The following is a 26,524-nucleotide window of genomic DNA, read 5'->3' as shown; positions in this document are numbered from 1 at the left end:
CGCGATTCGAGAGTGAATGGTAGAGGTGGCGGTATGAAACTCGTCCGGTGCGTTTGGGTCGTGATGGTGGCAGCCGTGGTGGCGGCGGCCGGCGCGGTGGGGCCGTCGAGGGCGGCGACGCTCGACACCATCGCCAAGCAGGCGGTCCTCGTCGACATCACCTCCGGCACCGTCCTGCTCGAGAAGAACGCCGACGAGCGCATGCCGACCTCGTCCATGAGCAAGATCATGACGATGTACATGGTGTTCGACGCGATCAAGGAGGGCCGCCTGTCGCTGGACGACACGCTTCCGGTCAGCGAGCGCGCCTGGCGCATGCAGGGATCGAAGATGTTCACGGAGCTCGGGAACCAGATCCGGGTGGAGGACCTGATCCGCGGCGTCATCATCCAGTCCGGCAACGACGCCTCCATCGTCCTTGCGGAAGGGCTCGCCGGGACCGAGGAGGAATTCGCGACCCGCATGACGAAGCGGGCCCAGGAACTCGGCATGAACGACAGCAACTTCATGAACGCGACCGGCTGGCCGGACGACGACCACTACTCGACCGCGCATGACCTTGCCCTTCTCGCCCAGCATATCATTCGCGATTTCCCGGAATTCTATCACTACTACTCCGAGACCGAGTTCACCTATCACGACATCAAGCAGGGCAACCGCAACCCGCTGCTCTACAGGAACATGGGCGTGGACGGGCTGAAGACCGGCCACACCGAGGCGGCCGGCTACGGCCTCACGGCTTCCGCGGAGCGCAACGGCAGGCGGCTGGTGCTGGTCGTCAACGGACTGCCGGACATGCAGGCGAGGGCGGACGAGTCGGCGCGGATCATCGAATGGGGCTTCCGCGAGTTCGACTCCTATCCACTGTTCCGCAAGGGCGAGCAGGTCGAGATGGCCTCGGTCTGGATGGGCAAGGCGGCGGCGGTGCCGGTCACGGTCGGCGAGGACCTGATGGTCACCATGAACCGCAAGGAGCGCGACGGCCTGAAGGTGACCGCCCGGCTCGACGAACCGGTGGCGGCACCCGTCGCGAGCGGCACGCAGGTGGGCGTCCTCGTGATCGAGGGCCCCGGCATCGGCACGCGGGAGATCCCGCTGCTCGCCGCGGCGGACGTCGAACGGCTCGGCCCGTTCGGGCGCATCGGCGCGGCGGCCATGCACCTGCTCGCCGGGACGTCGGACTGATCGTGGAGCGCGGCCGCTTCATCACGCTGGAAGGCGGCGAGGGGGCCGGCAAGAGCACGCAGCTCCGCCGGCTGGCCGCGGTCCTGGCGGCGCGCGGCATCGACGTCGTCGCGACGCGCGAGCCCGGGGGATCGCCGGGCGCGGAGGAAATCCGCGGGTTGCTGGTTTCGGGCGAACCCGGCCGCTGGGACCCGATGACCGAGCTGCTGCTCCATCTGGCCGCCCGCCGCGACCACCTGCTCCGCAAGGTGCGCCCGGCCCTCGATGCCGGGCGCTGGGTGCTGTCCGACCGGTTCGCGGACAGCTCGGTCGCCTACCAGGGCTATGGCCACGGGCTGGGCCGCGACCTGGTCGTCCGCATGCACGAACTCGCCATCGGCGATTTCCGTCCCGACCTGACGGTCGTCCTCGACCTGCCGGTCGCGACCGGCATGGCGCGTGCGCGCGGCCGCGGCGCCGGCGAGGACCGCTACGAGCGCATGGGAACGGATTTCCACGAGCGCCTGCGCGCCGGCTTCCTGGACCTGGCCGCGCGCGAGCCCGGACGCTGCGCCGTCGTGGACGCCGACGCGCCGGCCGACGAGGTCGAGGCGCGCATCCGCGCCGTGGTCGAGGCGCGTCTCGGCGCCGCGGCCGACAAGCGCTTCGTTCCCCCCCGCTGACCAGTCCTTTTTGCAACATTTCCCGGGAACCGGCACCGACGGCGACGTTCGCGTTGACCGGCATGGCGGGCCGTGATTCCATCGGTGCCATGAGCACCATGGACAGCTTCGCGGACAACCTGAATCGGATCGCCCGCCACGCCGCGTGGCAGGTGGTCGGCATGGGCGTCCTCACCTATTTCGTCTACCACGCGATCTATGGCGACCGGGGCTTCATCGCCCAGTCCCGCCTCCAGAGCGAGATCCAGCAGGCCGAGCTCGTGCTGGACCAAGTCCGCGGCGAGCGGACGACGCTGGACCACCGGGCCTCGCTGCTCCGCCCGGGCAGCCTCGATCCCGACATGCTGGACGAGCGGGCGCGGCGGCTGCTGAATTACACCCGCCCGGACGAAGTCGTTATTCTCCAGCCGCGCGGCAGTGTTGCGCTTCCCACGACATCGCCTGAAACCTCACCCGTAAGACCCTGATTCGGCGGCTATTAACTTCAATTCGGTTAATTCCGGATTCGCGAGTTGAAACAAGCCGTTGCACCACAGTCGCTTGCAACCTCGGCTCCACGCCGCTAGTTCTATCCCGACGAAACGACCGGCGGCCCGAAGAGGCCGCTCCAATCGCGGGAGGAGCTCTTGGCAACGACCCGACGCCGCAGCAGCAAGCAGCAAGCGCCCGAATCCCCCAAAGCATCCACTGAAGATCTCCTCCGATACTATCGCGACATGCTGCTGATCCGCCGCTTCGAGGAGAAGGCGGGACAGATGTACGGCATGGGCCTGATCGGTGGCTTCTGCCACCTCTATATCGGGCAGGAAGCGGTGGTCGTCGGCATCCAGTCCGTCCTCGAGGACGGCGACACCGTGATCACCAGCTATCGCGACCACGGCCACATGCTGGCCTGCGGGATGGACCCGAAGGGCGTCATGGCCGAACTGACCGGCCGGCGCGGGGGCTACTCCAGGGGCAAGGGCGGCTCGATGCACATGTTCTCGCGGGAGAAGAAGTTCTTCGGCGGGCACGGAATCGTCGGCGCCCAGGTGCCGATCGGCACCGGCCTCGCCTTCGCCCACAAATACGCAGACGACGGCAAGGTCGACATCTGCTACCTCGGCGACGGCGCTGTGAACCAGGGCCAGGTCTACGAGAGCTTCAACATGGCGGCGCTGTGGAAGCTCCCCGTCGTGTACGTGGTCGAGAACAACAAGTACGCGATGGGCACCTCGCAGCAGCGCTCCAGCGCCGGCGAGCTGCACATGCGCGGCAGCGCCTACGGCATTCCCGGCCACCAGGTCGACGGCATGGACGTGCTGAACGTGCGCGAGGCGGCCGGCAAGGCCGTCGCGCATGCGCGCGGCGGCGACGGCCCCGTGATCCTCGAGATGAAGACCTACCGCTACCGCGGCCACTCCATGTCCGATCCGGCGAAGTACCGGACGAAGGAGGAGGTCAACAAGATGCGCTCGGAGATGGACCCCATCGACAACATGCGCAAGCGGCTTCTCGAGGAGCAGGGCGTCGACGAGGACGCGCTGAAGGTCATCGACCGCGAGATCAAGGCGGTCGTCACCGAAGCGGCCGAGTTCGCCCAGCAGAGCCCGGAACCCGATCCCGCGGAATTGTGGACCGACGTTCTCGTCGAGTCTTGAGGCAACGTCCAGGACATCGCCGGCGGCACCCGCGCGGTGCCGTTCCGCGCATGGGCGCCGCGGGCGCCGGAGGAAAGAGGAATGCCGACTGAGATTCTGATGCCGGCACTGTCGCCGACCATGACGGAAGGCAAGCTGGCGAAATGGCTCAAGAAGGAAGGTGACGAGGTCAAGGCCGGCGACGTGATCGCCGAGATCGAGACCGACAAGGCGACCATGGAGGTCGAGGCCGTCGACGAGGGCAAGATCGCGCGCATCCTCGTCCCGGAGGGCACCGAAGGCGTCCAGGTGAACGCCAAGATCGCGATCCTGCTGGAGGACGGCGAGGACGCGGGCGCCCTGGAGACGGCCGCGGTCGAGGAGGACGCGCCGAAATCCGTCGCGGCCCAGAGGCCGAAGGGCGAGCAGGAGGCCCGGCCGACCCTGCCGGTCACGCCGTCGCGCGACGAGGCTCCCCGCGCGGCCCCGGCCGACGACGAGGACCGCTGGTTCCGCAACACGACCCGGCAGACCGTGCGCGAGGCGCTGCGCGACGCGATGGCCGAGGAGATGCGCCGGGACGATCGCGTGTTCGTGATGGGCGAGGAGGTCGCCGAGTACCAGGGCGCCTACAAGGTCACTCAGGGCCTGCTGCAGGAGTTCGGGGCCAGGCGGGTCATCGACACCCCGATCACCGAGCACGGCTTCGCCGGCCTCGGTGTCGGCGCCGCCTTCCACGGGCTGCGGCCGGTCATCGAGTTCATGACCTTCAACTTCTCCATGCAGGCGATCGACCACATCATCAACTCCGCCGCCAAGACCCTCTACATGTCGGGCGGGCAGATGGGGTGCCCGATCGTGTTCCGCGGGCCGAACGGCGCCGCCGCCCGGGTCGCGGCGCAGCACTCCCAGGAATATTCGAGCTGGTACGCCCATGTTCCCGGCCTGAAGGTGGTCTCGCCCTATTCGGCCGCCGACGCCAAGGGGCTGCTGAAGGCGGCGATCCGCGACCCCAACCCGGTCGTCTTCCTCGAGAACGAGATCCTGTACGGCCACAGCTTCGACGTGCCGACCGACCCCGACTTCGTGATCGAGATCGGGCGGGCGAAGATCCTGCGGCGCGGCACCGACGTGACGATCACCGCCTTCTCGCTCCAGGTCGCCAACGCGCTGGCGGCGGCGGAGCGCCTCGCCGAGGAAGGCATCAGCGCGGAGGTGATCGACCTGCGCACGATCCGGCCGCTCGACGTCGCGACCATCGTCGACAGCGTCAAGCGCACGAACCGGCTCGTTTCGGTGGAGGAGGGCTGGCCGTTCGCCGGCATCGGGTCGGAGATGGCGGCGCTGATGATGGAGCACGCCTTCGACCATCTCGATGCGCCGGTGGTCCGCGTGCACGGGGCCGACGTGCCGCTGCCCTATGCCGCCAATCTCGAGAAGCTGGCCCTGCCGCAGCCCGACGACATCGTCCGGGCGGCGAAGAAGGTCTGCTACCGGAACTGACGCGCAACGCTGTGTAGCGCGCCCGACGGGCGCGCATCGGGGGGAAAACATGCCGATCCAGATCCTGATGCCGGCGCTGTCGCCGACCATGACCGAGGGCAACCTCGCGAAGTGGCACAAGAAGGAAGGGGACGAGGTCAAGGCCGGCGACGTGATCGCCGAGATCGAGACCGACAAGGCGACCATGGAGGTCGAGGCCGTCGACGAGGGCAGGATCGCGCGCATCCTGGTTCCCGAGGGAACCGAGGGCGTCGCGGTCAACGCCCCCATCGCCGTGCTGCTGGAGGAGGGCGAGGACGAGGGCGCGCTTACCGACGTCGGCAAGGGCGGCGCCGGCAAGGCTGGCGCCGGTAACGGCAGCGCCGCCGGCAAGGACGGCCCCGTCGCCACTGCGGCCGACGCGCAGCGCGGGCAGCCGCGCGACGAGGCGGTGGCGCCCGACCGGCCGGCGCCGCCGGCGCCGGCCGCCAAACCGGCTCCCGCGGGCGGGCAGGGCGGCGACCGGGTCTTCGCCAGCCCGCTCGCCCGCCGCATGGCCGAACAGGCGGGGCTCGACCTCTCCGCGATCGGCGGCAGCGGCCCGAATGGCCGCATCGTCAAGGCCGACGTCGAGGTCGCGCTGGCCGGCGGCCCGAAGCGGCCCGCCGAGGCGCCGAAAGCGGCCGCAGCCCCCGCGGCGGCGGCCCCGGCTGCCCAGAAGCCGGTGGGCGTCGATGCGCGGGACTTCGCGACGAAGCTCGGCATGCGCTTCAAGGAAGTGCCGAACAGCGGCATGCGCAAGACGATCGCGCGCCGGCTGAGCGAGGCGAAGCAGACGGTCCCCCACTTCTACCTGACCGTCGACTGCGTCGTGGACGAGCTGCTCAAGGTCCGCACGGAGTTGAACGGCCGCTCGGACGCCTACAAGCTGTCGGTCAACGACTTCGTGATCCGCGCGAGCGCCCTGGCGCTCAAGAAGGTGCCCGAGGCGAACGCCGCCTGGACCGAGGACGCGGTCCTGATGTTCGAGGATGCCGACGTGTCGGTGGCGGTCGCGACCCCGTCCGGCCTGATCACGCCGATCATCAAGCAGGCCCATGCCAAGGGGCTGGCGCAGATCTCCAACGAGATGCGGGACCTGGCCAAGCGCGCGCGCGACGGCAAGCTGAAGCCGGAGGAGTACCAGGGCGGCACCTTCTCGGTCTCCAACCTGGGCATGTACGGGGTCCGCGACTTCGGCGCGATCATCAATCCACCCCAGGCCTGCATCCTCGCGGTCGGCGTGGGCGAGCAGCGCCCGGTGGTCCGCGACGGCGCGCTCGCGGTCGCGACGGTGATGAGCTGCACGCTGTCGGTCGACCACCGCGTCGTCGACGGCGCGGTCGGCGCCGAGTTCCTCGCCGCGTTCAGGAAGCTGATCGAGGACCCGCTCAGCATGCTGCTCTAGAGCGGTGTTCGGTTCAGCGTGAACGGAAAGCCGCCCCCAACCCATCGGCTCGGGTCGGATCACGGCAGGGTGCCCGCATCCCGCCGCGACCCGATCCGGGACCCGATACAGGGCGGGCGGCGACGGTACCCGGACGGAAGAGGAACGCACAGTGGCTGAAACCCAATTCGACGTCATCATCGTCGGCGGCGGCCCGGGCGGCTACGTCGCCGCGATCCGCGCGGCACAGCTCGGCATGAAGGCCGCCGTCGTCGAGCGCGAGCATCTCGGCGGCATCTGCCTGAACTGGGGCTGCATCCCGACCAAGGCGCTGCTGCGCTCGGCCGAGGTGGCGCACATCCTCCAGCATCTCGGCGACTACGGCTTCTCGGCCAAGGAATGGGCCTTCGACCTGTCGAAGGTCGTGGACCGGTCGCGCAAGGTCGCCGGCCAGCTCAACCGCGGCGTCACCGGCCTGCTGAAGAAGAACAAGGTGACGGTGATCGACGGCCATGCCCGCCTGCTCGGCAAGGGCCGGCTCGCGGTCGAGAAGGACGGCAAGCCCGTCGGCGAGTACGGCGCGAAGCACATCATCCTCGCGACCGGGGCGCGGGCGCGCGAGCTGCCCGGGCTCGAAGCCGACCAGAAGCTGGTCTGGACCTACCGCAAGGCGATGGTGCCCGACGTGATGCCGAAGAGCCTGCTCGTCATCGGCTCGGGCGCGATCGGCATCGAGTTCGCGAGCTTCTACGCGGCGCTGGGCTCCAAGGTGACCGTCGTCGAGGTGCTGGAGCGCATCCTTCCCGCGGAGGACGAGGAGATCTCCGCCTTCGCGCGCAAGCAGTTCGAGAAGCGCGGCCTGCGCATCGTCACCGGCGCCAAGGTGGGCAAGCTCGCCAAGGGGCCGGACAACGTGACGGTGACGATCGAGGCCGGCGGCAAGGCCGAGGACCTGACCGTCGACCGCGTCATCCTCGCGGTCGGCATCACCGGCAACGTCGAGAACATCGGCCTCGAGAACACGAAGGTGAAGACCGAGCGCAACCACATCGTCGTCGACGAATGGCTGCGCACGGGCGAGCCCGGCGTCTACGCGATCGGCGACGTCGTCGGCGCGCCCTGGCTGGCCCACAAGGCGAGCCACGAGGGCGTGCTCTGCATCGAGAAGATCGCCGGCCTGGACGTGCACCCGATGGACGTCCGCAACATCCCCGGCTGCACCTACAGCCATCCCCAGATCGCCTCGGTCGGGCTTTCTGAGAAGAAGGCGCGCGAGGCCGGCCACGAGGTGCGGGTCGGGCGGTTCCCCTTCATCGGCAACGGCAAGGCGATCGCGCTCGGCGAGCCCGAAGGGCTGGTCAAGACGGTGTTCGACGCCAAGTCCGGCGAACTGCTGGGCGCGCACATGGTCGGCGCCGAAGTGACGGAGCTGATCCAGGGCTATACGATCGCCAAGACGATGGAGACGACGGAGGCGGAGCTGATGCACACGATCTTCCCGCATCCGACCCTCTCGGAGATGATGCACGAGTCGGTGCTCGACGCCTACGGGCGGACGATCCACTACTAGTCCCGTGCGCGGCGGTCGTCCCGACCGGCCGCCGCGCAGGTCTGCCATATGTTCCGGCCATGCGCCCGGCCGCACGTTTCGCTTGACGCGTCCCGTCACCGACGACACTTGTGACGGATGCCAGTGGAGCCTTCCATCATGACCGCAGTCCCCCCGACGACACGCGTCCGCCACCCCGAGAAGGCGCATCGCCCCGACAACCCGATCCAGCGCAAGCCGGACTGGATCCGGGTCAAGGCGCCGGTCAGCGCGGAATACGCGGAGACGCGGCGCCTGATGCGGGGGCTGAAGCTCAACACCGTGTGCGAGGAGGCGGCCTGCCCCAATATCGGGGAGTGCTGGAAGAAGAAGCACGCGACGTTCATGATCCTCGGCTCGATCTGCACGCGCGCCTGCGCCTTCTGCAACGTCGCGACCGGCCGGCCCGACCGCCTCGACCCGCACGAGCCCGACAACGTGGCGGAGGCCGTCGCGCATCTCGGGCTCGAGCACGTCGTCATCACCTCGGTCGACCGCGACGACCTCGACGACGGCGGCGCCGACCACTTCGTGCGCACGATCCGCGCGATCCGCGAGCGTACGCCCACGACCACGATCGAGATCCTGACCCCGGACTTCATGCGCAAGAAGGGCGCTGTCGAGGCCGTGGCGGAGGCCAAGCCGGACGTGTTCAACCACAACCTTGAGACCGTGCCGCGGCTGTACCCGTCGATCCGGCCGGGGGCGCGCTACTTCACCTCCCTCAGCCTGCTGTCCCGGGTCAAGGAGGTCGACCCGTCGATCTTCACCAAATCCGGCATCATGGTCGGCCTCGGCGAGACGCGCGAGGAGGTGGGGCAGGTGATGGACGACCTGCGCGCCGCGGATGTGGACTTCATGACGATCGGCCAGTACCTCCAGCCGACGCCCAAGCACGCGGCCGTCGACCGCTTCGTTACCCCGGACGAATTCGCGAGCTACGCAACGATCGCCCGCGGCAAGGGGTTCCTGATGGTGTCCTCCTCGCCGTTGACGCGGTCGTCGCATCATGCCGGCGACGATTTCAGACGGCTCAGGGAGGCCCGCGAGACCCGGCTCGCCGCCGCGGCGGGCCGCTGAAGAACGGGCGCGGCGGCGGGAACGGTCGGTCGCGCCGCCGAGGTCCTTGGAACCAGCCCCATGCCCACGCACGCCGAGAAACGGATACTCCCCTACAAGCCCGAGCAGCTCTACGCCCTCGTCGCCGATATCGAGAAGTACCCGGAGTTCCTGCCCTGGTGCATCGCCGCGCGCATCCGCCGCCGCGAGGGCAACGTCGTCCATGCCGACCTCGTGATCGGCTTCAAGATGATCCGGGAGCGCTTCACGTCGCGCGTCACGCTCGGCGACGGGCGCATCGACGTCAGCTACGCCGAGGGGCCGTTCCACTACCTGAACAACCACTGGATCTTTCTGCCGACCGAGGATGGCGGCTGCCTGATCGACTTCTACGTCGATTTCGAGTTCCGCTCGAAGATGCTCCAAAAGGTGATCGGCGTCCTGTTCAACGAGGCGGTCCGGCGCATGGTCACGGCGTTCGAGACGCGGGCGCGCCAGCTCTACGGCGAGGACACCCGCGGGGCGCCCAGCCCGAGCCCGAACCCCAACGTCTGATCCCGACGTCTGAGCGGCGACCTAGGCCACCGAGGCGAGCATGCCGAGAGCGTGCGCCACGGCGGCCAGGCGGACGGCCGTCCTGTCGCCGGGGAAGACGCGGCGTTCGGTGCGGGCCTGTCCGCCGCTCCGCCCCAGCCCGAAATGGACGAGGCCGATCGGCTTGTGGATCGAGCCGCCGCCGGGGCCGGCGATCCCCGTCACCGACACCGCGAGATCCGCGCGCGAGCGCAGCAGGGCTCCCTTGACCATCGCCTCGGCGACCTCGGCGCTGACCGCGCCGACGGCATCGATCAGGCTGAGCGGCACGCCCAGCAGTTCCTCCTTGGCCTGGTTCGAATAGGTCACGAACCCGCGGTCGAGCACGTCGGACGCGCCCGCGAGCTCGGTCAGGCACCCGGCGATCAGGCCGCCGGTGCAGGACTCCGCCGTCGCCACGGTCAGCCCGGCGGCGCGGCAGGCCGAGAGCGCCTCCTCGGCGCTCTTCAGGACGTCGGGCGGGAACAGCGGCATCACGGGCTTCCTGTCTGGTACGCGCGATCGGTGGTCACGACGGCAGGCGCACCGTGCAGAGCGCAAGGGCCGCGATGCCCTCGCCCCGGCCGGTGAAGCCGAGCCGCTCGGTGGTCGTCGCCTTGACGCCGACCCTGTCGGCCGGGATGCCGAGCAGGTCCGCGAGCCGCGCGGTCATCGCGTCGCGATGCGGGCCGACCTTCGGCCGCTCGCAGACGATCGTGACGTCGACGTTGGAGACCACGCCGCCGCGCGCCTCGACGAGCCCGACCGCGTGCCTCAGGAACAGCGCGCTGTCGGCGCCGCGCCATTGCGGATCGGAGGGCGGGAAGTGGCTGCCGATGTCGCCGGCGCCGATCGCGCCCAGGATCGCGTCGGTGAGGGCGTGGAGCCCGACATCGGCGTCCGAGTGCCCCTCCAGGCGCTGCTCGTGCGTGATGCGCACGCCGCACAGGACCACGTGGTCCCCGGGTGCGAACCGATGGACGTCAAAGCCCTGGCCGGTCCGGATGTCGGGCAGGGCGGACGCGCGCAGCAGGGCGGCGCGGCTGAGGTCGTCCGGCGTCGTCACCTTGATGTTGTCCGGGTTGCCCGGAACGATGCGGACGGGCAGGCCGGCACGCTCGGCGACGGCCGCGTCGTCGGTGAGGGTCTGGCCGGCGAGCCGGCGATGGGCATCCAGGATGTCCGGGAAGCGGAACCCCTGGGGCGTCAGCGCCCGCCACAGCCCCGAACGGTCCACGGTCGCGACGCAGGACGCGCCCTCGGCGCGCTTCAGGGTGTCAGTGACCGGCACGGCGGCGATGGCGGCCGGCCCCTCGTCGAGCGCCGCGCGGACGGCCGCGATGGTCGCCTCGTCGACCAGGGGGCGCGCCGCGTCGTGGATCAGGACGAAGTCCGGCGCCGGCGAGCGCGCCGCAAGGTGCTCCAGCCCCCTGCGGACGGACTCCTGCCGGTCGGCCCCGCCCTCGACCGGGTCGGGCAGGTCGAGCCCCGCGACCGCAGCCGCGTACCAGTCGCGATGGACGGACTGGTTCACGACCTGCACGAGATCGATCGCGGGATGCCGCAGGAAGGCATCCAGGGTGTGGCGCAGCACGGGCTGGCCGAGCAGATCCTGGTACTGTTTCGGGCGTTCGCCTCCGAACCGCTCGCCGCGGCCGGCTGCGACGATCAGAGCCGCGCATGTCGACATCGTGTTCCGTTCCGCCGGATCGTGAATAGGTGCCCGGGCGTCAATAGGTGCTTGACGCGGATCGGCGGGAGCCTAGCCTGTCGCGGCAACCACGCCAAGCCGCCTGAGCGGCCGGCCCGGGAGGCGGAAGGGAAATGCCGCAGCACTTCGTATTCGGCCTGATGGCCGTACTGGCACTGGTACCGGCCTCGGTCGCGGCCTATGGCCGCATCGGCGCGGACCGGCCGGTGCGGCCGGGCGGGCTGTTCTGGGGCCTGCTCTTCCTCGCGGCCGCCGGGCCGGTCGTCTGGTCGCTGGTGCAGCTCGGCGGCATCTGGCGCACGGGAGTGTCGGCGACGCTCTGGGTCAGCATAGCGTCCTGCATGGTCCTGTTCCTCGCCCTGTGCGCGGCGACGGCGTCGGCGTGGCGGCTCAGCCCGCTGCTGCTGCCCTATCTCGCGGCGCTCGGCGTGCTGGCACTGCTGACCGCCGGGAGCGGGGGGACCGTCCTGCGGCCGTCGGCGCCCTGGATCTGGGTCGACCTCCATATCGCCGTGTCGGTCGTGACCTACGCGCTGCTGACGCTCGGCGCGGTGGCGGCGCTGGCGGCATTCCTCCAGGACCGGGCGCTGCGGACGAAGCGGCCGAACTCGCTGAGCCGCGCGCTGCCCTCGCTCGCCGATGCCGAGCGGCTGCAGATGTGGCTCCTGTCGGCGTCCGCGGTCGTCCTCGGCGTCGGTCTCGTGACCGGCATCGCCGTCCAGTATCTCGGCACCGGCCGGGTGATCGCGATCGACCACAAGGTCCTGTTCTCCTTCGCCGCCTTCGCCGCCATCGCCGGCCTCGTCGCCGCGCATGCGGTGAGCGGCGTCCGCGGGCGCCGCGCCGCCCGGATCGCGCTGCTGGCCTACCTGCTGCTGACCCTCGGCTACCCCGGGGTGAAGTTCGTCACCGGCGTGCTGATGGGCTGACATCCCCCGAAGCAGCCACGACGCCCAGCTCCCGACGTCCAGCTCCCGACGCGCAGTGGCGCCCGCGCCCGGGCCGCGGTTATGATCGGCGCGGGCAGGATACCGGGGAGAGGCACGTCCATGACCTCCGTGACCGTGGAGTTGCGCAACGTGGAAGGCACCCAGGCCGCCATGGGATGGGCGGGCGGCCACACCGTGGTCGTGGACCGGCCCGAGGGCAGGGCGGGAGGCATGGGGCTCGGCTTCAACGGAGGCCAGCTGCTCGCCCTGGCGATAGGGGGGTGTTTCTGCAACGACCTCCGGTACGTCGCCGAAACGATGGGCGTGGCACTCGGCAGGATAGCCGTGACGGTGACCGTCACCCTCGAAGGCGATCCCTTGCTGGCGACGGCGGCGACCATGGAGGTCTCCTGCGAGACCCTGGACGGCACCGACGCGGGAGACGTCGTCGAGCGCGCCAAGCGGAGCTGCATGGTCAGCAACTCGCTGAACCGGGGGGTTCCCGTCACGATCCAGGCGGCCCGTAACGGGCCGACATAGGGCTGACGGGAACGACGGCGGGCGCGCGGGCTAAGTCCTTCGCACTTGCACAAAATGCCTCTCACATGCTAGGACTGCTCAAAATGCCAGCAGTTCGTGAGAGTGCTCAAATAATGGGCATCGACATCGGGCCGGTGCGGATCGACGCGCCGGTGATCCTCGCCCCCATGTCCGGCGTCACGGACATGCCGTTCCGCCGTCTGGTCAAGCGCCACGGCGCCGGCCTCGTCGTCTCGGAGATGATCGCCAGCGAGGCGATGGTCCGGGCCAACAGCCAGACGCTGAAGATGTCGACGAGCTGCCTCGAGGAGGCGCCGATGTCGGTCCAGCTCGCGGGGTGCGAGCCCGGGATCATGGCCGAGGCGGCGCGCCTGAACGAGGATCGCGGCGCCGCGATCATCGACATCAATTTCGGCTGCCCCGTGAAGAAGGTCGTCAACGGGCAGGCCGGCTCCGCGCTGATGCGGGACGAGCTGCACGCCGCCCGGATCATGGAGGCGACCGTGAAGGCCGTCTCGGTCCCGGTCACGGTCAAGATGCGGATGGGCTGGGACGAGGCGAGCCTGAACGCTCCGCGGCTCGCCCGCATCGCGCAGGAATGCGGCGTGCGCATGGTGACGGTGCACGGCCGCACGCGCAGCCAGTTCTACAACGGCATCGCCGACTGGGCCTTCATCCGCCGGGTCAAGGAGGCCGTGGACATCCCCGTCGTCGCCAATGGCGACATCCGCAGCTTCGACGACGTCGTGCGCTGCCTCGGCCAGTCGGGCGCCGACGGCGTGATGATCGGCCGGGGCGCCTATGGCCGGCCGTGGTTCGTCGGCCAGGTGATGCATTTCCTGCGCACGGGCGAACGGCTGGCCGACCCTCCGCCGGATGTCCGGCTCGCGACCGTGCTGGAGCATTATGACGCCATGATCGAGCACTACGGGACCCATGGCGGCGTCCGCATCGCGCGCAAGCACCTGTCCTGGTACTGCACCGGCCAGCCGGGGGCGGCGGAGTTCCGCGAACGCGTCAACCGCGTGGAGGAGCCGGCCCGGGTCCGCGACATGCTGACGGCGTTCTTCGCCCCTGCGATCGAACGGATGGCCGCCTGACATGGCACGGCCCGCGACGAGGATCGCACGCAGGACCCCGGCCGCGTACCTCGATCCGGGAGGCATCCTGAACGCGCTTCCCGACGCGGTGCTGGTGGTCGGGCCGCGCAACGAGATCGGCTTCGCCAACCTGGAGGCGCAGGAGTTCTTCGACGCCAGCGTCGCGACCCTGGTCGGCACGCCGCTCGACGAATGGCTGCCCGGGGACAGCCCGGTGTTCTCGCTGGTGTCCCAGGCGCGCGTCGGCGGCAACAGCGTTTCGGAATACGGCGTCACGCTGGAGACGCCGCGCATCGGCCAGCACCTCGTCACGGTCACCGCCGCGCCGATGGGCGAGCCGTCGGATTTCGTCGTCCTGGCGCTCCACGAACGCTCGATCGCGCGCAAGCTCGACAGCCAGCTCACCCACAGGGGGGCCGCGCGCTCGGTAACCGCGATGGCGGCGATGCTGGCGCACGAGGTCAAGAACCCGCTGTCCGGCATCCGCGGCGCCGCCCAGCTCTTGGACGACCTCCTGGAGGAGGGGGACCGCGAGCTGACGCGCCTGATCATCGACGAGACCGACCGCATCGTCGCGCTGGTCGACCGCATGGAGGTCTTCTCCGACGGGCGCCCGATCGAACGCCGGGCCGTCAACATCCACGCCGTGCTCGAACATGTGCGCCGGATTGCCCAGAACGGGTTCGCGCGGCATGTCCGCTTCGTCGAGCGCTACGATCCGTCGCTGCCGCCGGTGCTCGGCAACCGCGACCAGCTCGTCCAGATTTTCCTCAACCTGATTAAAAATGCGGCAGAAGCCGTCCCCGAGCGCGGCGGCGAGATCGTCCTCTCGACCGCCTACCAGCACGGCGTGCGCCTGGCCGTGCCCGGGACCGACAGCCGGGTGCATCTGCCGCTGCTGGTCAGCATCCAGGACAACGGGAGCGGCATACCCGACGACCTGCGGCCGCATCTCTTCGATCCCTTCATCACGACCAAGCGCAACGGGACCGGCCTGGGTCTTGCATTGGTGGCGAAGATCGTGGGCGATCACGGTGGAATCATCGAATTCGACTCCGTGCCCCGCCGGACGGTCTTCAAGGTTTCGCTGCCCATGCACCTCGATCCCGCCAATTTCCCGGAGCATCCCTGATGCCGGCCTCGACGATCCTCGTCGCCGATGACGACCGCGCCATCCGAACGGTGCTCAACCAGGCCCTGATCCGCCTCGGCCACGAGGTGCGGACGACCGGCAACGCGGCCACCCTGTGGCGCTGGGTCCAGGACGGGCAGGGCGATCTCGTGATCACGGACGTCGTGATGCCGGACGAGAACGGGCTCGACCTCGTCCCGCGCATCCGCAAGCTCCGGCCGGAACTGCGCGTCATCGTGATGAGCGCCCAGAACACGCTGATGACCGCCGTCAAGGCGAACGAGCGCGGCGCGTTCGAGTACCTGCCGAAGCCCTTCGACCTGAAGGAGCTGGTGAGCGTCGTCGAGCGGGCCCTCAACGGGCCGAAGCCGGCATCCGGCCAGCCGCGCCCGGACGAGGTTCCGGATCCCGAGGACCAGCTTCCCCTGATCGGCCGTTCGCCGGCGATGCAGGAGATCTACCGCATCCTCGCGCGCCTGATGGGGACGGACCTGACGGTGACGATCACGGGCGAATCCGGCACGGGCAAGGAGCTGGTGGCCCGGGCGCTGCACGACTACGGCAAGCGCCGCGGGGGGCCCTTCGTCCCGGTCAACATGGCGGCGATCCCGCGCGAGCTGATCGAATCGGAGCTCTTCGGCCACGAGAAGGGCGCCTTCACCGGGGCGACCGCCCGCTCCACCGGCCGGTTCGAGCAGGCCGAGGGCGGCACGCTGTTCCTGGACGAGATCGGGGACATGCCGCTCGAAGCACAGACGCGGCTGCTGCGCGTCCTCCAGGAGGGCGAGTACACGACCGTCGGCGGGCGCTCGGCGATCAGGACCGACGTCCGCATCATCGCCGCGACCCACCGCGACCTGCGCACCCTGATCCGCCAGGGCCTCTTCCGCGAGGATCTGTTCTACCGCCTCAACGTCGTGCCGATCCGGCTGCCGCCCCTGCGCGAGCGGACCGAGGACATCCCGGCGCTCGCCCGGCATTTCCTCCAGCAGGCCGCGAGCGAGGGCCTGCCCAGCAAGACCTTGGACGGTCCCGCGATGGACCGGATGCGGCGCCACCGCTGGCCCGGCAACGTCCGCGAGCTGGAGAACATGGTGCGCCGGCTGGCCGCCCTGTACAGCCAGGAGGTCATCGGCCTCGACGTCGTCGAGGCGGAGCTGGCCGACGCCCCGGCCTTGGCGGCCCCGGCTGAGGAGCAGCAGAACGAAGGGCTGAGCGCCGCGGTCGAGCGGCATCTCCGGGACTATTTCGCCGCCCACGAGGACGGCATCCCGGCCGCCGGCCTCTACGACCGGGTCCTGCGCGAGATCGAGCGGCCGCTGATCGCGCTGAGCCTGGCGGCGACCCGCGGGAACCAGATCAAGGCGGCCCAGATGCTGGGCCTGAACCGGAACACCTTGCGCAAGAAGATACGCGATCTGGATATCCAGGTTATCCGCGGGTTAAAGTAGGCCGCCCTCCGGCTCCGCCGGTGCGGGTTCGGACTTACGAGAAGCATGACCACCAAACCCGCGGATACGCCGCCGAGCCTGTGGCGGCAACTTCTTGCCTGGGCAGCCCGGGTCGGCCTCGCCAACAAGCTTGCCGTCACGCTGACGATCGCCGCCATCGGCGCGGGGTTCGCGACGTACGGCGCGCTGACGGCGACCCCGCCCTTCGGCAACGACCCGAACACGGTCAGCCTGCTGCTGACGCTCGACCTCGCCCTGCTGCTGCTGCTGGGCTCGATCGTCGCCCGGCGGATCGTCGCGCTGTGGCTGGAGCGCAGGCGCGGGCTCGCGGGCTCGCGCCTGCATGTCCGGCTCGTCGGCATGTTCAGCCTGCTGGCGGCGATGCCGGCGATCGTGATGGCGGCCTTCGCGGCGATCGTCTTCTACGTCGGCATCCAGTCCTGGTTCAGCGAGCGGGTGCGCACCGCCATCAACGAGAGCCTGGAAGTCGCCCAGGCGTACCTGCACGAACACCAGCAGGTGATCCGCGCGGACGCGCTGGCCATGGCCAACGACCTGAACCGCGAGGCCGGCCGGCTGTACGGCGACCCCCAGCGCTTCGCCCAGGTCGTCGCGACCCAGGCCGCGCTGCGCGCGCTGACGGAGGCGATTGTCTTCGAGGGCAGCGGGCGGCTGGTCGCCCGCTCGGGCCTCTCGTTCACGCTGGAGTTCGAGCCGATCCCGGAGAGCGCGCTCGACCGCGCGCGCGACGGCGAGGTCGTGCTGATGGTCGGCGACAGCGACGACAGGGTGCGGGCGCTGGTCCGGCTGGACCGCTTCGTCGACACCTTCCTGTTCGTCGGCCGTCTCGTCGACCCGCGCGTGCTCTCGCACATGGAGAACGCGCAGCAGGCCGCGAGTTCCTATGCCGAGCTGGAGGGCAAGCGCTCCTCGCTCCAGATCACCTTCACGCTGATCTTCGTGGTCGTGGCGCTGCTGCTGCTGATGGCCGCGGTCTGGCTCGGCCTGCACCTCGCGACGACGCTGGTCGCCCCGATCAGCGCCCTGATCGCCGCGGCCGAGCGCGTGCGCGCCGGCGACATGTCCGCGCGCGTGCCCGAAGCGCTGCCGGAGGACGAGATCGGATCGCTGTCGCGCGCCTTCAACCGCATGACCAGCCAACTCGAGAGCCAGCGGCGCGAGCTGATGGAGGCCAACGGGCAGCTCGATTTGCGCCGGCGCTTCACCGAGGCGGTGCTCGCCGGCGTGTCCGCGGGCGTGATCGGCCTCGACGCGGAGGGGCGGATCAACCTGCCCAACAACTCCGCCGCCGGGCTGCTGGGGGTCGATGATCCCGAATCGCTGATGGGGCGCCGCCTCGTCGACGTGGCGCCGGAGATGGGCGAGCTGATGGGGGCTCTGAAGCGGCGGCCCAGCCGGCTGATGGAAGGGCAAGTGCAGCTCCGGCGCGCGGGCGTGCCCGTGCGGACACTGCTGGTGCGCATCGCCGCCGAGACCGCGGGCAACGAGGTGAGGGGCTACGTCGCCACCTTCGACGACGTGACCGAGCTGCTGTCGGCCCAGCGCAAGGCGGCCTGGGCCGACGTCGCGCGCCGCATCGCCCACGAGATCAAGAACCCGCTGACCCCGATCCAGCTCTCCGCCGAGCGGCTGCGGCGCAAATATCTCAAGGAGATCACGACCGACCCCGAGATCTTCCAGATGTGTACCGATACCATCGTCCGCCAGGTCGGCGACATCGGGCGCATGGTCGACGAGTTCTCCGCCTTCGCCCGCATGCCGAGCCCGGTGATGAAGCCGCAGAACCTCAACGACCTCATACGCCAGGCGGTGTTCTTGCAGTCAAGCGCGCATCCCGAGATCCGCTACGAGACCGAGCTTCCGGACGGTCCGCTCACGGTGCCGGTCGACGGGCGGCAGATCTCCCAGGCGCTCACCAACCTGCTCCAGAACGCCTCCGACGCGATCGAGGGGCGGGACGCGGGCGGGGAGGGCGAGCTTCCGCGCGGCCGGATCGGCATCGCGGCCGTGGCCGACGCGGCGGCGATCGCGATCACGATCGAGGACAACGGCAAGGGCCTGCCGCTCGACGAGCGCGAACGCCTGACCGAGCCCTACGTCACGACCCGGGCGAAGGGGACCGGCCTCGGTCTGGCGATCGTGAAGAAGATCATGGAGGATCACGGCGGAGAACTGGTATTGGCTGACCGCGAGGGCGGTGGCGCCAGGGTCACGCTTGTGATACCGCGGATCGCGGCGGCGGGGGCCGCCGAAGAGGAAACAGGGCCGGAACGCGAGCCGGAACCGGCCGAGGCAGCGCAGCAAAGACATATCCGCCATGGCGCATGACATTCTGATCGTCGACGACGAAGCCGATATCCGCATGCTGATCGCGGGCATCCTCGAGGACGAGGGGATGAAGACCCGCGAGGCGGCAGATGCCGACCAGGCGCTGGCGGCCATCGGGGCCCGACGGCCGAGCCTCGTGATCCTCGACATCTGGCTCCAGGGCAGCCGGCTCGACGGGCTGGAGATCCTGCGCGAGTTCAAGCGCGACCACCCGAACCTGCCCGTGGTCATGATCAGCGGCCACGGCAACATCGAGACCGCGGTCGCCGCGATCAAGCAGGGGGCCTACGACTTCATCGAGAAGCCGTTCAAGGCCGACCGTCTGCTGCTGGTGGTCGAACGCGCGATCGAGGCGGCGCGGCTGCGCCGCGAGAACGAGGAGCTGCGCCTGCGCGTCGGAGGCGCGCCGGAGCTGATCGGGCGTTCGCCGTCGGTCACCCAGCTTCGCCATTCCCTCGACAAGGTCGCCCCCACGGGCTCGCGCGTGCTGATCACCGGCCCGGCCGGCGCCGGCAAGGAGGTGGTGGCGCGGATGATCCACGGCCGCTCGCGGCGCGCCAACGGGCCGTTCGTGGCGCTCAACTGCGCGACGATGCGCCCGGACCGCATGGAGGTCGAGCTGTTCGGCACCGAGCACGGCACCGACGGCCAGCCGCGCAAGATCGGTACCTTCGAGCAGGCCCATGGCGGGACGCTGCTGCTCGACGAGGTGGCGGACATGCCGATGGAAACCCAGGGCAAGATCGTCCGCGTGCTCCAGGAGCAGAGCTTCGAGCGCGTCGGCGGCTCGGCCCGGGTCGAGGTCGACGTCCGCGTGATCGCCAGCTCCAACCGGGACATCCCCTCCGAGATCGAGGCCGGCCGCTTCCGCCAGGACCTGTTCTACCGGCTGGCCGTGGTGCCGATCCGGGTGCCGTCGCTGACCGAGCGGCGCGAGGACATCCCGCTGCTCGCCCGCCACTTCATGATCCGCTCCTCGGAATCGGCCGGCATTCCCGGGCGCGAGTTCGGGGAGGACGCGCTGGCGGCCCTGCAGGCGTACGACTGGCCGGGCAACGTCCGCCAGCTCCGCAACGTCGTGGACTGGCTCCTGATCATGTGCGGCGGCGACCCGAAGGACCCGATCCGCGCCGACATGCTGCCGCCCGAGATCGGCGCGATCACGCCCACCGTCCTGAAATGGGACAAGGGCGGCGAGATCATGGGCCTGCCGCTGCGCGAGGCGCGCGAGGTGTTCGAGCGCGAATACCTGCTGGCCCAGGTCACCCGCTTCGGCGGCAACATCAGCCGCACGGCGGCCTTCGTCGGGATGGAGCGCTCGGCGCTTCACCGCAAGCTGAAGAGCCTCGGCGTCCACGGCACGGACCGGGCCGGCAACAAGATCGTCGCGGAGTAGGGGGCGATGCCCCGCCAGCGACAGCCGCACCCGGGCGCGCTATGCTCGTCCGGTCGCCAGGGACACCTCGAGGCATCATGAAGGTCATCGTCTGCGGCGCCGGGCAGGTCGGCTCGAACATCGCCCGCTATCTCGCGTCCGAGAACAACGACGTCACGGTCATCGACCAGTCGTCCGAGCTGATCCAGAAGATGAGCGACACGCTCGACGTGCGCGCGCTGGTCGGCCACGCCTCGCACCCCAACGTGCTGGAGCAGGCGGGGGCAGGGGACGCCGACATGATCATCGCGGTGACGCTCGCCGACGAGGTCAACATGGTCGCCTGCCAGGTCGCCCATTCCCTGTTCAACGTCCCGACGAAGATCGCGCGCGTCCGGCACCAGAGCTACCTCCAGCCGATCTGGGCCGACCTGTTCTCGCGCGAGCACCTGCCGATCGACGTCATCATCTCGCCCGAGATCGAGGTCGCGCGCGCCATCTCCCGCCGGCTCCAGGTCCCGGGCGCCTTCGACATGATCCCGCTCGCCGACGGCAGGGTCAGGGTCATCGGCGTCATCTGCGGCCCGTCGACCCCGATCCTCCACACGCCGCTGCGCCAGCTCACCGGCCTGTTCCCCGACCTCAACATCGAGGTCGTCGCCATCGTGCGCAACGACAAGCCGATCATCCCGTCCGGCGACGACCAGATGCTGCCCGGCGACGAGGTCTACTTCGTCTGCGACACCGAGCACCTGTCGCGCGCCATGAGCGCGTTCGGCCACGAGGAGACGGAGGCCCGGCGCATCATCATCCTCGGCGGCGGCAACATCGGCATGTTCCTCGCCGAGGAGATCGAGGCCAAGCATCCCCAGGTGAGCGCCCGCATCATCGAGGTCGACCGCGCGCGCGCCCAGCACATCGCCCAGCGCCTGAGCCGCACCATGGTGCTGCACGGCGACGGCCTGGACCCCGAGATCCTGGAGGAGGCGAACGTCCGGGCGACCGAGACCGTGGTCGCCGTCACCAACGACGACGAAGGCAACATCCTCGCCTCGCTGCTGGCCAAGCGCTACGGCTGCCAGCGCGCCATCACGCTGATCAACAAGACGACCTACTCGCCGCTGGTCACGACGCTGGGCATCGACGCGGTGGTGAGCCCGCGCTCGATCACCGTCTCCTCGATTCTCCAGCACGTCCGGCGCGGCCGCATCCGCTCGGTCCACAGCCTGCGCGAAGGATTCGCCGAGATCATCGAGGCCGAGGCGCTCGAGACCTCGACCCTGATCAACACGCCGCTGCGCGAGATCAGGCTGCCGGCGGGCGTGATCGTGGGCGCCATCGTGCGCGAGGCCGAGGTCATCATTCCCCGCCCCTCGACGGTGATCAAACCGCATGACCGGGTCATCATCCTCGCCGCGGTGGGACAAGTGAAGAAGGTCGAGAAAATGTTCGCGGTAAGGCTTGAATTCTTTTGATTTTACGGCTTACCTCCTCCGCACCGAAGTACGGATTTCCGGCCCATGCCCCGCTACGCCTACGTCAACGGCCGTTATCTCCCGCATGAGGAGGCCACGGTCCATGTCGAGGACCGCGGCTTCCAGTTCGCCGACGGCGTCTACGAGGTCGTAACGATCATCGACGGCCATCTCGCCGACGAGCAGGGCCATCTCGCGCGGCTGGACCGCTCGCTGAGGGAACTCGCGATCGCCTGGCCGGTGAAGCCGCCCGTCCTGCGGCTGATCATGCGCGAGCTGATACGGCGCAACCGCCTGCGCAACGGGACGATCTATCTCCAGGTCACCCGCGGGGCGGCGCCGCGCGATTTCGCCTTCCCGAAGGCGCCTGCCGGCACGCTCGTGCTGACGACGCGGCGCGTGAGCCGTTTCGGGGCGCCGAAGCAGCTCGACGAAGGGGTGGGCGTCATCACGATCCCCGACATCCGCTGGGCGCGGCGCGACATCAAGTCGGTCGCACTCCTGCCGCAGGTGCTGGGCAAGCAGCGGGCGGTCGAAGCCGGTGCGTTCGAGGCGTGGCAGGTCGACCCCGACGGCACGGTGACCGAGGGCTGCTCCTCCAACGCCTGGATCATCACCGGCGACGGCATGCTGGTCACCCGGGCGCCGAGCAACCGCATCCTCAGCGGCATCACGCGCCAGTCGCTGATCCGGCTCGCGGCCGAGAACGGCATAGCGTTCGAGGAACGCAGCTTCACCGTGGACGAGGCGAAGCGGGCGCGGGAAGCCTTCGTGTCGAGCGCCAGCACCTTCGTGATGCCGGTCACGCGGATCGACGGGACGCCGGTCGGCGACGGCCGCCCCGGCCCGGTCGGCCGCAAGCTCCGCCAGGCCTACATCCAGTACGCGCAGCAGGGGCCTTCGGTCCGGTGATTACGCTCGATACAGAGGCATGCCCGCGGTCCGCCGTCGACCCGCGGGTGCTGCCGCGCGCCATCCTGTTCGACTGGGACAACACCCTCGTCGACAGCTGGGCCTGCATCCACGGCGCCTACAACGCCACCCTGGCCTGGGCCGGGCTGCCGCCGCGCTCGCTGGAGGAGACGCGGAGCAGCGTCCGGCTGTCGCTGCGCGACAGCTTCCCGGAGCTGTTCGGCGCGCGCTGGCAGGAGGCGCGGGACGTTTACTACGCCGAGTTCGAGGCGCGCCACCTCGATATGCTGGCGCCCCTGCCGGGTGCCGGGGACCTGCTGGACCTCCTTTCTGCCAGGGGCATCTATCTCGGCGTCGTCAGCAACAAGACCGGGCGCTTCCTGCGCGCGGAAGCGGCGGCGCTTGGGTGGGACCGGTATTTCGGCCGCTTGGTCGGCGCGACCGACGCCGCCGCCGACAAGCCGTCGGTCGAGCCCGTCGAGATGGCGCTGGCGCCGCTCGGCATCGGGCCGGGGCCCGATGTGTGGTTCGTCGGCGACGCGGACGTCGACATGCGGTGCGCCCATGCAGCCGGCTGCATTCCCGTGCTTGTCGGTAAATCTCTCGACGTATTCGAGCATTTTCCTCCCGCGCACCGATACGAAAACTGCTTTATCTTGTCGAACTTGGTCCGTAGGCTCGGCGATACCATATTGCAGGAGTCTTCGGCACCGACTGCCGTCGCAGGCCCGGGTACAGAGTAATTCCCGGGCGAGGCGGCGGCGGGAATCGGGCTCCCGGTTTGGAGCCCCAAGAACACTAACCAACGGGGCAATTGCCAATGTCAGAAAAAAGCCAGAATGTTCAGGACGTTTTCCTAAACCACGTCCGGAAGAACAAGACGCCCGTGACGGTCTTCCTGGTGAACGGCGTGAAGCTGCAGGGGATCATCACTTGGTTCGACAATTTTTCGGTACTGCTTCGCCGAGATGCTCACAGCCAGCTCGTCTACAAGCATGCCATATCGACGGTGATGCCGGCGCATCCCATCCAGTTGTTCGAACCCCCGAAGGAAGGTGAAGGCGACTGACATGACGGGTAACGGCAATGGCCGGTCAGCCGTGGGCACCGGCCGTGCCGTGGTGATCCATCCGCTGCTGCGCGAGGGGCAGGACGCCCATCGCAGCCCCGAGGCCCGCCTTGCGGAAGCGGTCGGCCTCGCGGAGGCGATTGACCTCGACGTCGTCCATGCGCAGGTGGTGAAGGTCACGCGCCCGACCCCGGCGACGCTCCTCGGCAGCGGCGCGGTCGAGCAGCTCGCGCGCACGATCGAGGCGTTCGGCGAGGACGGGCGCGAGGTCGTGCTCGTCGTCGTCGACCATGCGTTGTCGCCGATCCAGCAGCGCAACCTCGAGAGGGGCCTGAAGACGAAGGTGATCGACCGCACCGGCCTGATCCTGGAGATTTTCGGCGCGCGCGCCCGGACGCGGGAAGGCCAGCTCCAGGTCGAGCTGGCGGCGCTCAGCTACCAGCGCTCGCGCCTGGTCCGCTCCTGGACCCATCTGGAGCGTCAGCGCGGCGGCTTCGGCTTCCTGGGCGGTCCCGGCGAAAGCCAGCTCGAGCTCGACCGGCGGCTGATCCTGGAGCGGATCGTCAAGCTGAAGAAGGAGCTGGAGGACGTCCGCCGTACCCGCGGCCTGCACCGCAGGGCGCGGGAGCGCGTGCCCTATCCGGTGGTGGCGCTGGTCGGCTACACCAATGCCGGCAAGTCGACGCTGTTCAACCGCATGGCCGGCGCGGAGGTCTTCGCGAAGGACCTCCTGTTCGCGACCCTCGATCCGACGATGCGCGCGATCGGGCTTCCGACCGGGCGCCGGGTGATCCTGTCCGACACGGTCGGCTTCATCTCCGACCTGCCGACCCATCTGGTGGCGGCTTTCCGCGCCACGCTGGAGGAGGTGGAGGCGGCCGACGTGATCCTGCACGTGCGGGACGTCGCGCATCCCGACACCGAGGCCCAGAAGGCGGACGTCGAGGCGGTGCTGGGCGACCTGGGGATCGACGTCGGGGCCGATCCCCGCGTGGTCGAGGTGCTGAACAAGATCGACCTCCTCGACGCCGGGGCCCGGGAGACCCTTCTGAACCAGACGGGCCGCTCGGACGCCGTCGTTCCCCTGTCCGCCGTGACCGGGGAGGGTGTCGACCGGCTGTTCACCCGGCTCGACCGCTTCATGACCGACGGGCGGGCCGTCGTCGACCTGACGGTGCCGCTGACGGACGGCGCCGCCATCGCCTGGCTCTACGACCGCGGCGAGGTGCTGGAGCGCCGCGACGAAGACGCGGTCGCCCATATCCACGTCGCCCTCGACCAGGCGGACCTCGCCCGCTTCGAGCGCCGGTACGAATACCACCCCGACTGAGGTAGCTCCGATGGGAGAAACCGCGCCAGGGCGCGCGGTTTCCCCTTGGAGTTCGTCCCCTTCCCACCAGATTCCCGGTCGCGGCACTTGACCGACCCGCCGACGCGCGGCTATACCCCGTTGGCACTCATCAGCCTCGACTGCTAACAGACACCGTCCGGCCGGCCATCGCCGGCACGGCGAGAGCTCGGAGAAAGACCATGAAGTTTCGGCCGTTGCACGATCGCGTGCTCGTGAAGCCGCTGGAGCAGGAGACGAAGACTGCCGGCGGCATCATCATCCCCGACACCGCGAAGGAAAAGCCGATGCAGGGCGAGATCATCGCCGCCGGCGCCGGCGCGCGTGCGGAAGACGGCAAGGTCACCCCGCTCGACGTGAAGACCGGCGACAAGGTGCTCTACGGCAAGTGGTCGGGCACCGAAGTGAAGGTCGAAGGGCAGACCCTTCTGATCATGCGCGAATCCGACCTCTTGGGCGTGATCGAATAACCCATTCACCGAGCCTGGAGAAAATTGCACCATGGCTGCCAAAGACGTTAAGTTTTCGACCGACGCCCGCAACCGCATGCTGCGCGGTGTCGACATCCTCGCCGACGCGGTGAAGGTCACGCTGGGCCCGAAGGGTCGCAACGTGGTCCTGGAGAAGAGCTTCGGCGCGCCGCGCATCACCAAGGACGGCGTCACCGTCGCCAAGGACATCGAACTTTCCGACAGGTTCGAGAACATGGGCGCGCAGATGGTGCGCGAGGTCGCGAGCAAGACCAACGACATCGCCGGCGACGGCACCACCACCGCGACCGTGCTGGCCCAGGCCATCGTCCGTGAAGGCGTGAAGGCGGTCGCCGCCGGCATGAACCCGATGGACCTCAAGCGCGGCATCGACCTGGCGGTCGAAGCCGTCATTGAGGACGTCAAGAAGCGCTCGCGCAAGGTCGAGACCGGCGCCGAAGTGGCCCAGGTCGGCACCATCTCCGCCAACGGCGAGCGCGAGATCGGTGACATGATCGCCAAGGCGATGGAGCGGGTCGGCAACGAGGGCGTGATCACGGTCGAAGAGGCCAAGAGCCTCGAGACCGAGCTCGAAGTCGTCGAGGGCATGCAGTTCGACCGCGGCTATCTCAGCCCGTACTTCGTGACCAACCCCGACAAGATGATCTGCGAGCTGGAGAGCCCGTACATCCTCCTGCACGAGAAGAAGCTGTCGGGCCTGCAGGCGATGCTGCCGGTGCTCGAGACGGTCGTCCAGTCCGGCCGTCCGCTGCTGATCGTCGCCGAGGACGTCGAGGGCGAGGCGCTGGCCACCCTGGTGGTCAACAAGCTGCGCGGCGGCCTCAAGGTCGCGGCCGTCAAGGCGCCGGGCTTCGGTGACCGCCGCAAAGCGATGCTGGAGGACATGGCGATCCTTACCGGCGGCCAGGTGATCTCCGAAGATCTCGGCATCAAGCTCGAGAACGTCACGATCGACATGCTCGGCACCGCCAAGAAGGTCGTGATCAACAAGGAGAACACGACCATCGTCGACGGCGCCGGGTCGAAGGACGACATCCAGGCCCGCTGC

25 protein-coding genes are annotated in these 26,524 nt (G+C 69.3%); 23 read left to right on the top strand and 2 right to left on the bottom strand.

What is annotated here, in order from left to right; translation table 11 throughout:
• Positions 1–33: 33 nt before the first annotated feature.
• The 9 genes from VGO20_RS07770 (at position 34) to VGO20_RS07730 (ending at position 9,576) form a co-directional block, all read left to right on the top strand.
• Positions 34–1,185: a D-alanyl-D-alanine carboxypeptidase family protein gene (locus tag VGO20_RS07770; protein WP_327501744.1), complete on the top strand. Its 1,152-nt coding sequence runs from the start codon at positions 34–36 to the stop codon at positions 1,183–1,185.
• Positions 1,186–1,187: 2 nt separating this feature from the next.
• Positions 1,188–1,847 carry a dTMP kinase gene (gene tmk / locus VGO20_RS07765; RefSeq protein ID WP_414639782.1) on the top strand — a complete coding sequence of 220 codons (660 nt, stop codon included), beginning with the start codon at positions 1,188–1,190 and terminating at the stop codon, positions 1,845–1,847.
• 62 nt (positions 1,848–1,909) lie between these two features.
• Positions 1,910–2,314 carry an FtsB family cell division protein gene (locus tag VGO20_RS07760; protein ID WP_327501853.1) on the top strand — a complete coding sequence of 135 codons (405 nt, stop codon included), beginning with the start codon at positions 1,910–1,912 and terminating at the stop codon, positions 2,312–2,314.
• A gap of 159 nt (positions 2,315–2,473) precedes the next feature.
• Complete coding sequence (pdhA, locus tag VGO20_RS07755) at positions 2,474–3,487, top strand: pyruvate dehydrogenase (acetyl-transferring) E1 component subunit alpha (protein WP_327501743.1); 1,014 nt, start codon at positions 2,474–2,476, stop codon at positions 3,485–3,487.
• Between the two features lie 81 nt (positions 3,488–3,568).
• Positions 3,569–4,969, top strand: coding sequence for a pyruvate dehydrogenase complex E1 component subunit beta (locus tag VGO20_RS07750; RefSeq protein WP_327501742.1), 1,401 nt, complete (start codon positions 3,569–3,571; stop codon positions 4,967–4,969).
• A 49-nt stretch (positions 4,970–5,018) separates the two neighbouring features.
• Positions 5,019–6,395: a pyruvate dehydrogenase complex dihydrolipoamide acetyltransferase gene (locus VGO20_RS07745; protein ID WP_327501741.1), complete on the top strand. Its 1,377-nt coding sequence runs from the start codon at positions 5,019–5,021 to the stop codon at positions 6,393–6,395.
• A 151-nt stretch (positions 6,396–6,546) separates the two neighbouring features.
• On the top strand, positions 6,547–7,944 hold the full coding sequence (gene lpdA / locus VGO20_RS07740; protein WP_327501740.1) for a dihydrolipoyl dehydrogenase: 1,398 nt from the start codon (positions 6,547–6,549) through the stop codon (positions 7,942–7,944).
• A gap of 138 nt (positions 7,945–8,082) precedes the next feature.
• A complete protein-coding gene (gene lipA / locus VGO20_RS07735) occupies positions 8,083–9,042 on the top strand; it encodes a lipoyl synthase (RefSeq protein ID WP_327501739.1) in 960 nt (319 codons plus the stop codon).
• Between the two features lie 60 nt (positions 9,043–9,102).
• Positions 9,103–9,576, top strand: coding sequence for a type II toxin-antitoxin system RatA family toxin (locus tag VGO20_RS07730; RefSeq protein WP_327501738.1), 474 nt, complete (start codon positions 9,103–9,105; stop codon positions 9,574–9,576).
• 21 nt (positions 9,577–9,597) lie between these two features.
• Here VGO20_RS07730 and VGO20_RS07725 read toward each other — a convergent pair whose 3' ends face one another.
• Both VGO20_RS07725 and VGO20_RS07720 read right to left on the bottom strand, forming a co-directional pair.
• Positions 9,598–10,083 carry a CinA family protein gene (locus tag VGO20_RS07725; protein WP_414639784.1) on the bottom strand — a complete coding sequence of 162 codons (486 nt, stop codon included), beginning with the start codon at positions 10,081–10,083 and terminating at the stop codon, positions 9,598–9,600.
• Between the two features lie 40 nt (positions 10,084–10,123).
• Positions 10,124–11,284 (bottom strand): bifunctional 2-C-methyl-D-erythritol 4-phosphate cytidylyltransferase/2-C-methyl-D-erythritol 2,4-cyclodiphosphate synthase, encoded by a 1,161-nt coding sequence (locus VGO20_RS07720; protein ID WP_327501736.1) that lies wholly within the window; start codon positions 11,282–11,284, stop codon positions 10,124–10,126.
• A 134-nt stretch (positions 11,285–11,418) separates the two neighbouring features.
• Between VGO20_RS07720 and ccsA the strand changes: the two genes are divergently transcribed.
• The 14 genes from ccsA to groL all read left to right on the top strand — a co-directional run.
• Entirely contained in the window at positions 11,419–12,234 is an 816-nt protein-coding gene (ccsA, locus tag VGO20_RS07715) for a cytochrome c biogenesis protein CcsA (RefSeq protein WP_327501735.1), read from the top strand.
• Between the two features lie 120 nt (positions 12,235–12,354).
• Positions 12,355–12,774, top strand: a complete 420-nt coding sequence (locus VGO20_RS07710) for an OsmC family protein (RefSeq protein WP_327501734.1) — start codon at positions 12,355–12,357, stop codon at positions 12,772–12,774.
• A gap of 113 nt (positions 12,775–12,887) precedes the next feature.
• The gene (dusB, locus tag VGO20_RS07705) at positions 12,888–13,874 is read left to right on the top strand and encodes a tRNA dihydrouridine synthase DusB (protein ID WP_327501733.1); all 987 of its coding nucleotides are present in this window, start codon (positions 12,888–12,890) and stop codon (positions 13,872–13,874) included.
• A 1-nt stretch (position 13,875) separates the two neighbouring features.
• Positions 13,876–15,006, top strand: a complete 1,131-nt coding sequence (locus tag VGO20_RS07700) for a two-component system sensor histidine kinase NtrB (RefSeq protein ID WP_327501732.1) — start codon at positions 13,876–13,878, stop codon at positions 15,004–15,006.
• Positions 15,006–16,457 carry a nitrogen regulation protein NR(I) gene (gene ntrC / locus VGO20_RS07695; RefSeq protein WP_327501731.1) on the top strand — a complete coding sequence of 484 codons (1,452 nt, stop codon included), beginning with the start codon at positions 15,006–15,008 and terminating at the stop codon, positions 16,455–16,457. The genes VGO20_RS07700 and ntrC overlap by 1 nt, the downstream gene beginning before the upstream one ends.
• A gap of 45 nt (positions 16,458–16,502) precedes the next feature.
• Positions 16,503–18,806 (top strand): sensor histidine kinase NtrY-like, encoded by a 2,304-nt coding sequence (locus VGO20_RS07690; protein WP_327501730.1) that lies wholly within the window; start codon positions 16,503–16,505, stop codon positions 18,804–18,806.
• On the top strand, positions 18,796–20,202 hold the full coding sequence (gene ntrX / locus VGO20_RS07685) for a nitrogen assimilation response regulator NtrX (protein ID WP_327501729.1): 1,407 nt from the start codon (positions 18,796–18,798) through the stop codon (positions 20,200–20,202). Before VGO20_RS07690 ends, ntrX begins: the two co-directional genes overlap by 11 nt.
• A gap of 77 nt (positions 20,203–20,279) precedes the next feature.
• Positions 20,280–21,656 carry a Trk system potassium transporter TrkA gene (gene trkA / locus VGO20_RS07680; protein ID WP_327501728.1) on the top strand — a complete coding sequence of 459 codons (1,377 nt, stop codon included), beginning with the start codon at positions 20,280–20,282 and terminating at the stop codon, positions 21,654–21,656.
• Between the two features lie 45 nt (positions 21,657–21,701).
• Positions 21,702–22,568: a D-amino-acid transaminase gene (locus VGO20_RS07675; protein WP_327501727.1), complete on the top strand. Its 867-nt coding sequence runs from the start codon at positions 21,702–21,704 to the stop codon at positions 22,566–22,568.
• A 47-nt stretch (positions 22,569–22,615) separates the two neighbouring features.
• Entirely contained in the window at positions 22,616–23,311 is a 696-nt protein-coding gene (locus VGO20_RS07670) for an HAD family hydrolase (protein WP_327501726.1), read from the top strand.
• A gap of 77 nt (positions 23,312–23,388) precedes the next feature.
• Positions 23,389–23,637, top strand: coding sequence for an RNA chaperone Hfq (gene hfq / locus VGO20_RS07665; protein WP_327501725.1), 249 nt, complete (start codon positions 23,389–23,391; stop codon positions 23,635–23,637).
• A gap of 1 nt (position 23,638) precedes the next feature.
• Complete coding sequence (gene hflX, locus VGO20_RS07660) at positions 23,639–24,967, top strand: GTPase HflX (protein ID WP_327501724.1); 1,329 nt, start codon at positions 23,639–23,641, stop codon at positions 24,965–24,967.
• A 200-nt stretch (positions 24,968–25,167) separates the two neighbouring features.
• Complete coding sequence (locus VGO20_RS07655; protein ID WP_327501723.1) at positions 25,168–25,455, top strand: co-chaperone GroES; 288 nt, start codon at positions 25,168–25,170, stop codon at positions 25,453–25,455.
• Positions 25,456–25,486: 31 nt separating this feature from the next.
• A partial coding sequence (groL, locus tag VGO20_RS07650; RefSeq protein ID WP_327501722.1) for a chaperonin GroEL occupies positions 25,487–26,524 on the top strand: 1,038 nt, incomplete at its 3' end.

This window comes from Arenibaculum sp., assembly GCF_035998295.1.
GTDB lineage: Bacteria > Pseudomonadota > Alphaproteobacteria > Azospirillales > Azospirillaceae > DASYHS01.
Note: the sequence above shows the minus strand (reverse complement) of the source record. Positions and strands in the feature narration are given on the sequence as shown.

Coding starts and splice junctions, on each gene's coding strand:
- VGO20_RS07770 (WP_327501744.1), top strand. CDS start 34: ATGAAACTCGTCCGGTGCGTTTGGGTCGTGATGGTGGCAGCCGTGGTG.
- VGO20_RS07760 (WP_327501853.1), top strand. CDS start 1,910: ATGGCGGGCCGTGATTCCATCGGTGCCATGAGCACCATGGACAGCTTC.
- VGO20_RS07750 (WP_327501742.1), top strand. CDS start 3,569: ATGCCGACTGAGATTCTGATGCCGGCACTGTCGCCGACCATGACGGAA.
- VGO20_RS07745 (WP_327501741.1), top strand. CDS start 5,019: ATGCCGATCCAGATCCTGATGCCGGCGCTGTCGCCGACCATGACCGAG.
- lipA (WP_327501739.1), top strand. CDS start 8,083: ATGACCGCAGTCCCCCCGACGACACGCGTCCGCCACCCCGAGAAGGCG.
- VGO20_RS07730 (WP_327501738.1), top strand. CDS start 9,103: ATGCCCACGCACGCCGAGAAACGGATACTCCCCTACAAGCCCGAGCAG.
- VGO20_RS07720 (WP_327501736.1), bottom strand. CDS start 11,284: ATGTCGACATGCGCGGCTCTGATCGTCGCAGCCGGCCGCGGCGAGCGG.
- ccsA (WP_327501735.1), top strand. CDS start 11,419: ATGCCGCAGCACTTCGTATTCGGCCTGATGGCCGTACTGGCACTGGTA.
- VGO20_RS07710 (WP_327501734.1), top strand. CDS start 12,355: ATGACCTCCGTGACCGTGGAGTTGCGCAACGTGGAAGGCACCCAGGCC.
- dusB (WP_327501733.1), top strand. CDS start 12,888: ATGGGCATCGACATCGGGCCGGTGCGGATCGACGCGCCGGTGATCCTC.
- VGO20_RS07700 (WP_327501732.1), top strand. CDS start 13,876: ATGGCACGGCCCGCGACGAGGATCGCACGCAGGACCCCGGCCGCGTAC.
- ntrC (WP_327501731.1), top strand. CDS start 15,006: ATGCCGGCCTCGACGATCCTCGTCGCCGATGACGACCGCGCCATCCGA.
- VGO20_RS07690 (WP_327501730.1), top strand. CDS start 16,503: ATGACCACCAAACCCGCGGATACGCCGCCGAGCCTGTGGCGGCAACTT.
- ntrX (WP_327501729.1), top strand. CDS start 18,796: ATGGCGCATGACATTCTGATCGTCGACGACGAAGCCGATATCCGCATG.
- trkA (WP_327501728.1), top strand. CDS start 20,280: ATGAAGGTCATCGTCTGCGGCGCCGGGCAGGTCGGCTCGAACATCGCC.
- VGO20_RS07675 (WP_327501727.1), top strand. CDS start 21,702: ATGCCCCGCTACGCCTACGTCAACGGCCGTTATCTCCCGCATGAGGAG.
- hfq (WP_327501725.1), top strand. CDS start 23,389: ATGTCAGAAAAAAGCCAGAATGTTCAGGACGTTTTCCTAAACCACGTC.
- hflX (WP_327501724.1), top strand. CDS start 23,639: ATGACGGGTAACGGCAATGGCCGGTCAGCCGTGGGCACCGGCCGTGCC.
- VGO20_RS07655 (WP_327501723.1), top strand. CDS start 25,168: ATGAAGTTTCGGCCGTTGCACGATCGCGTGCTCGTGAAGCCGCTGGAG.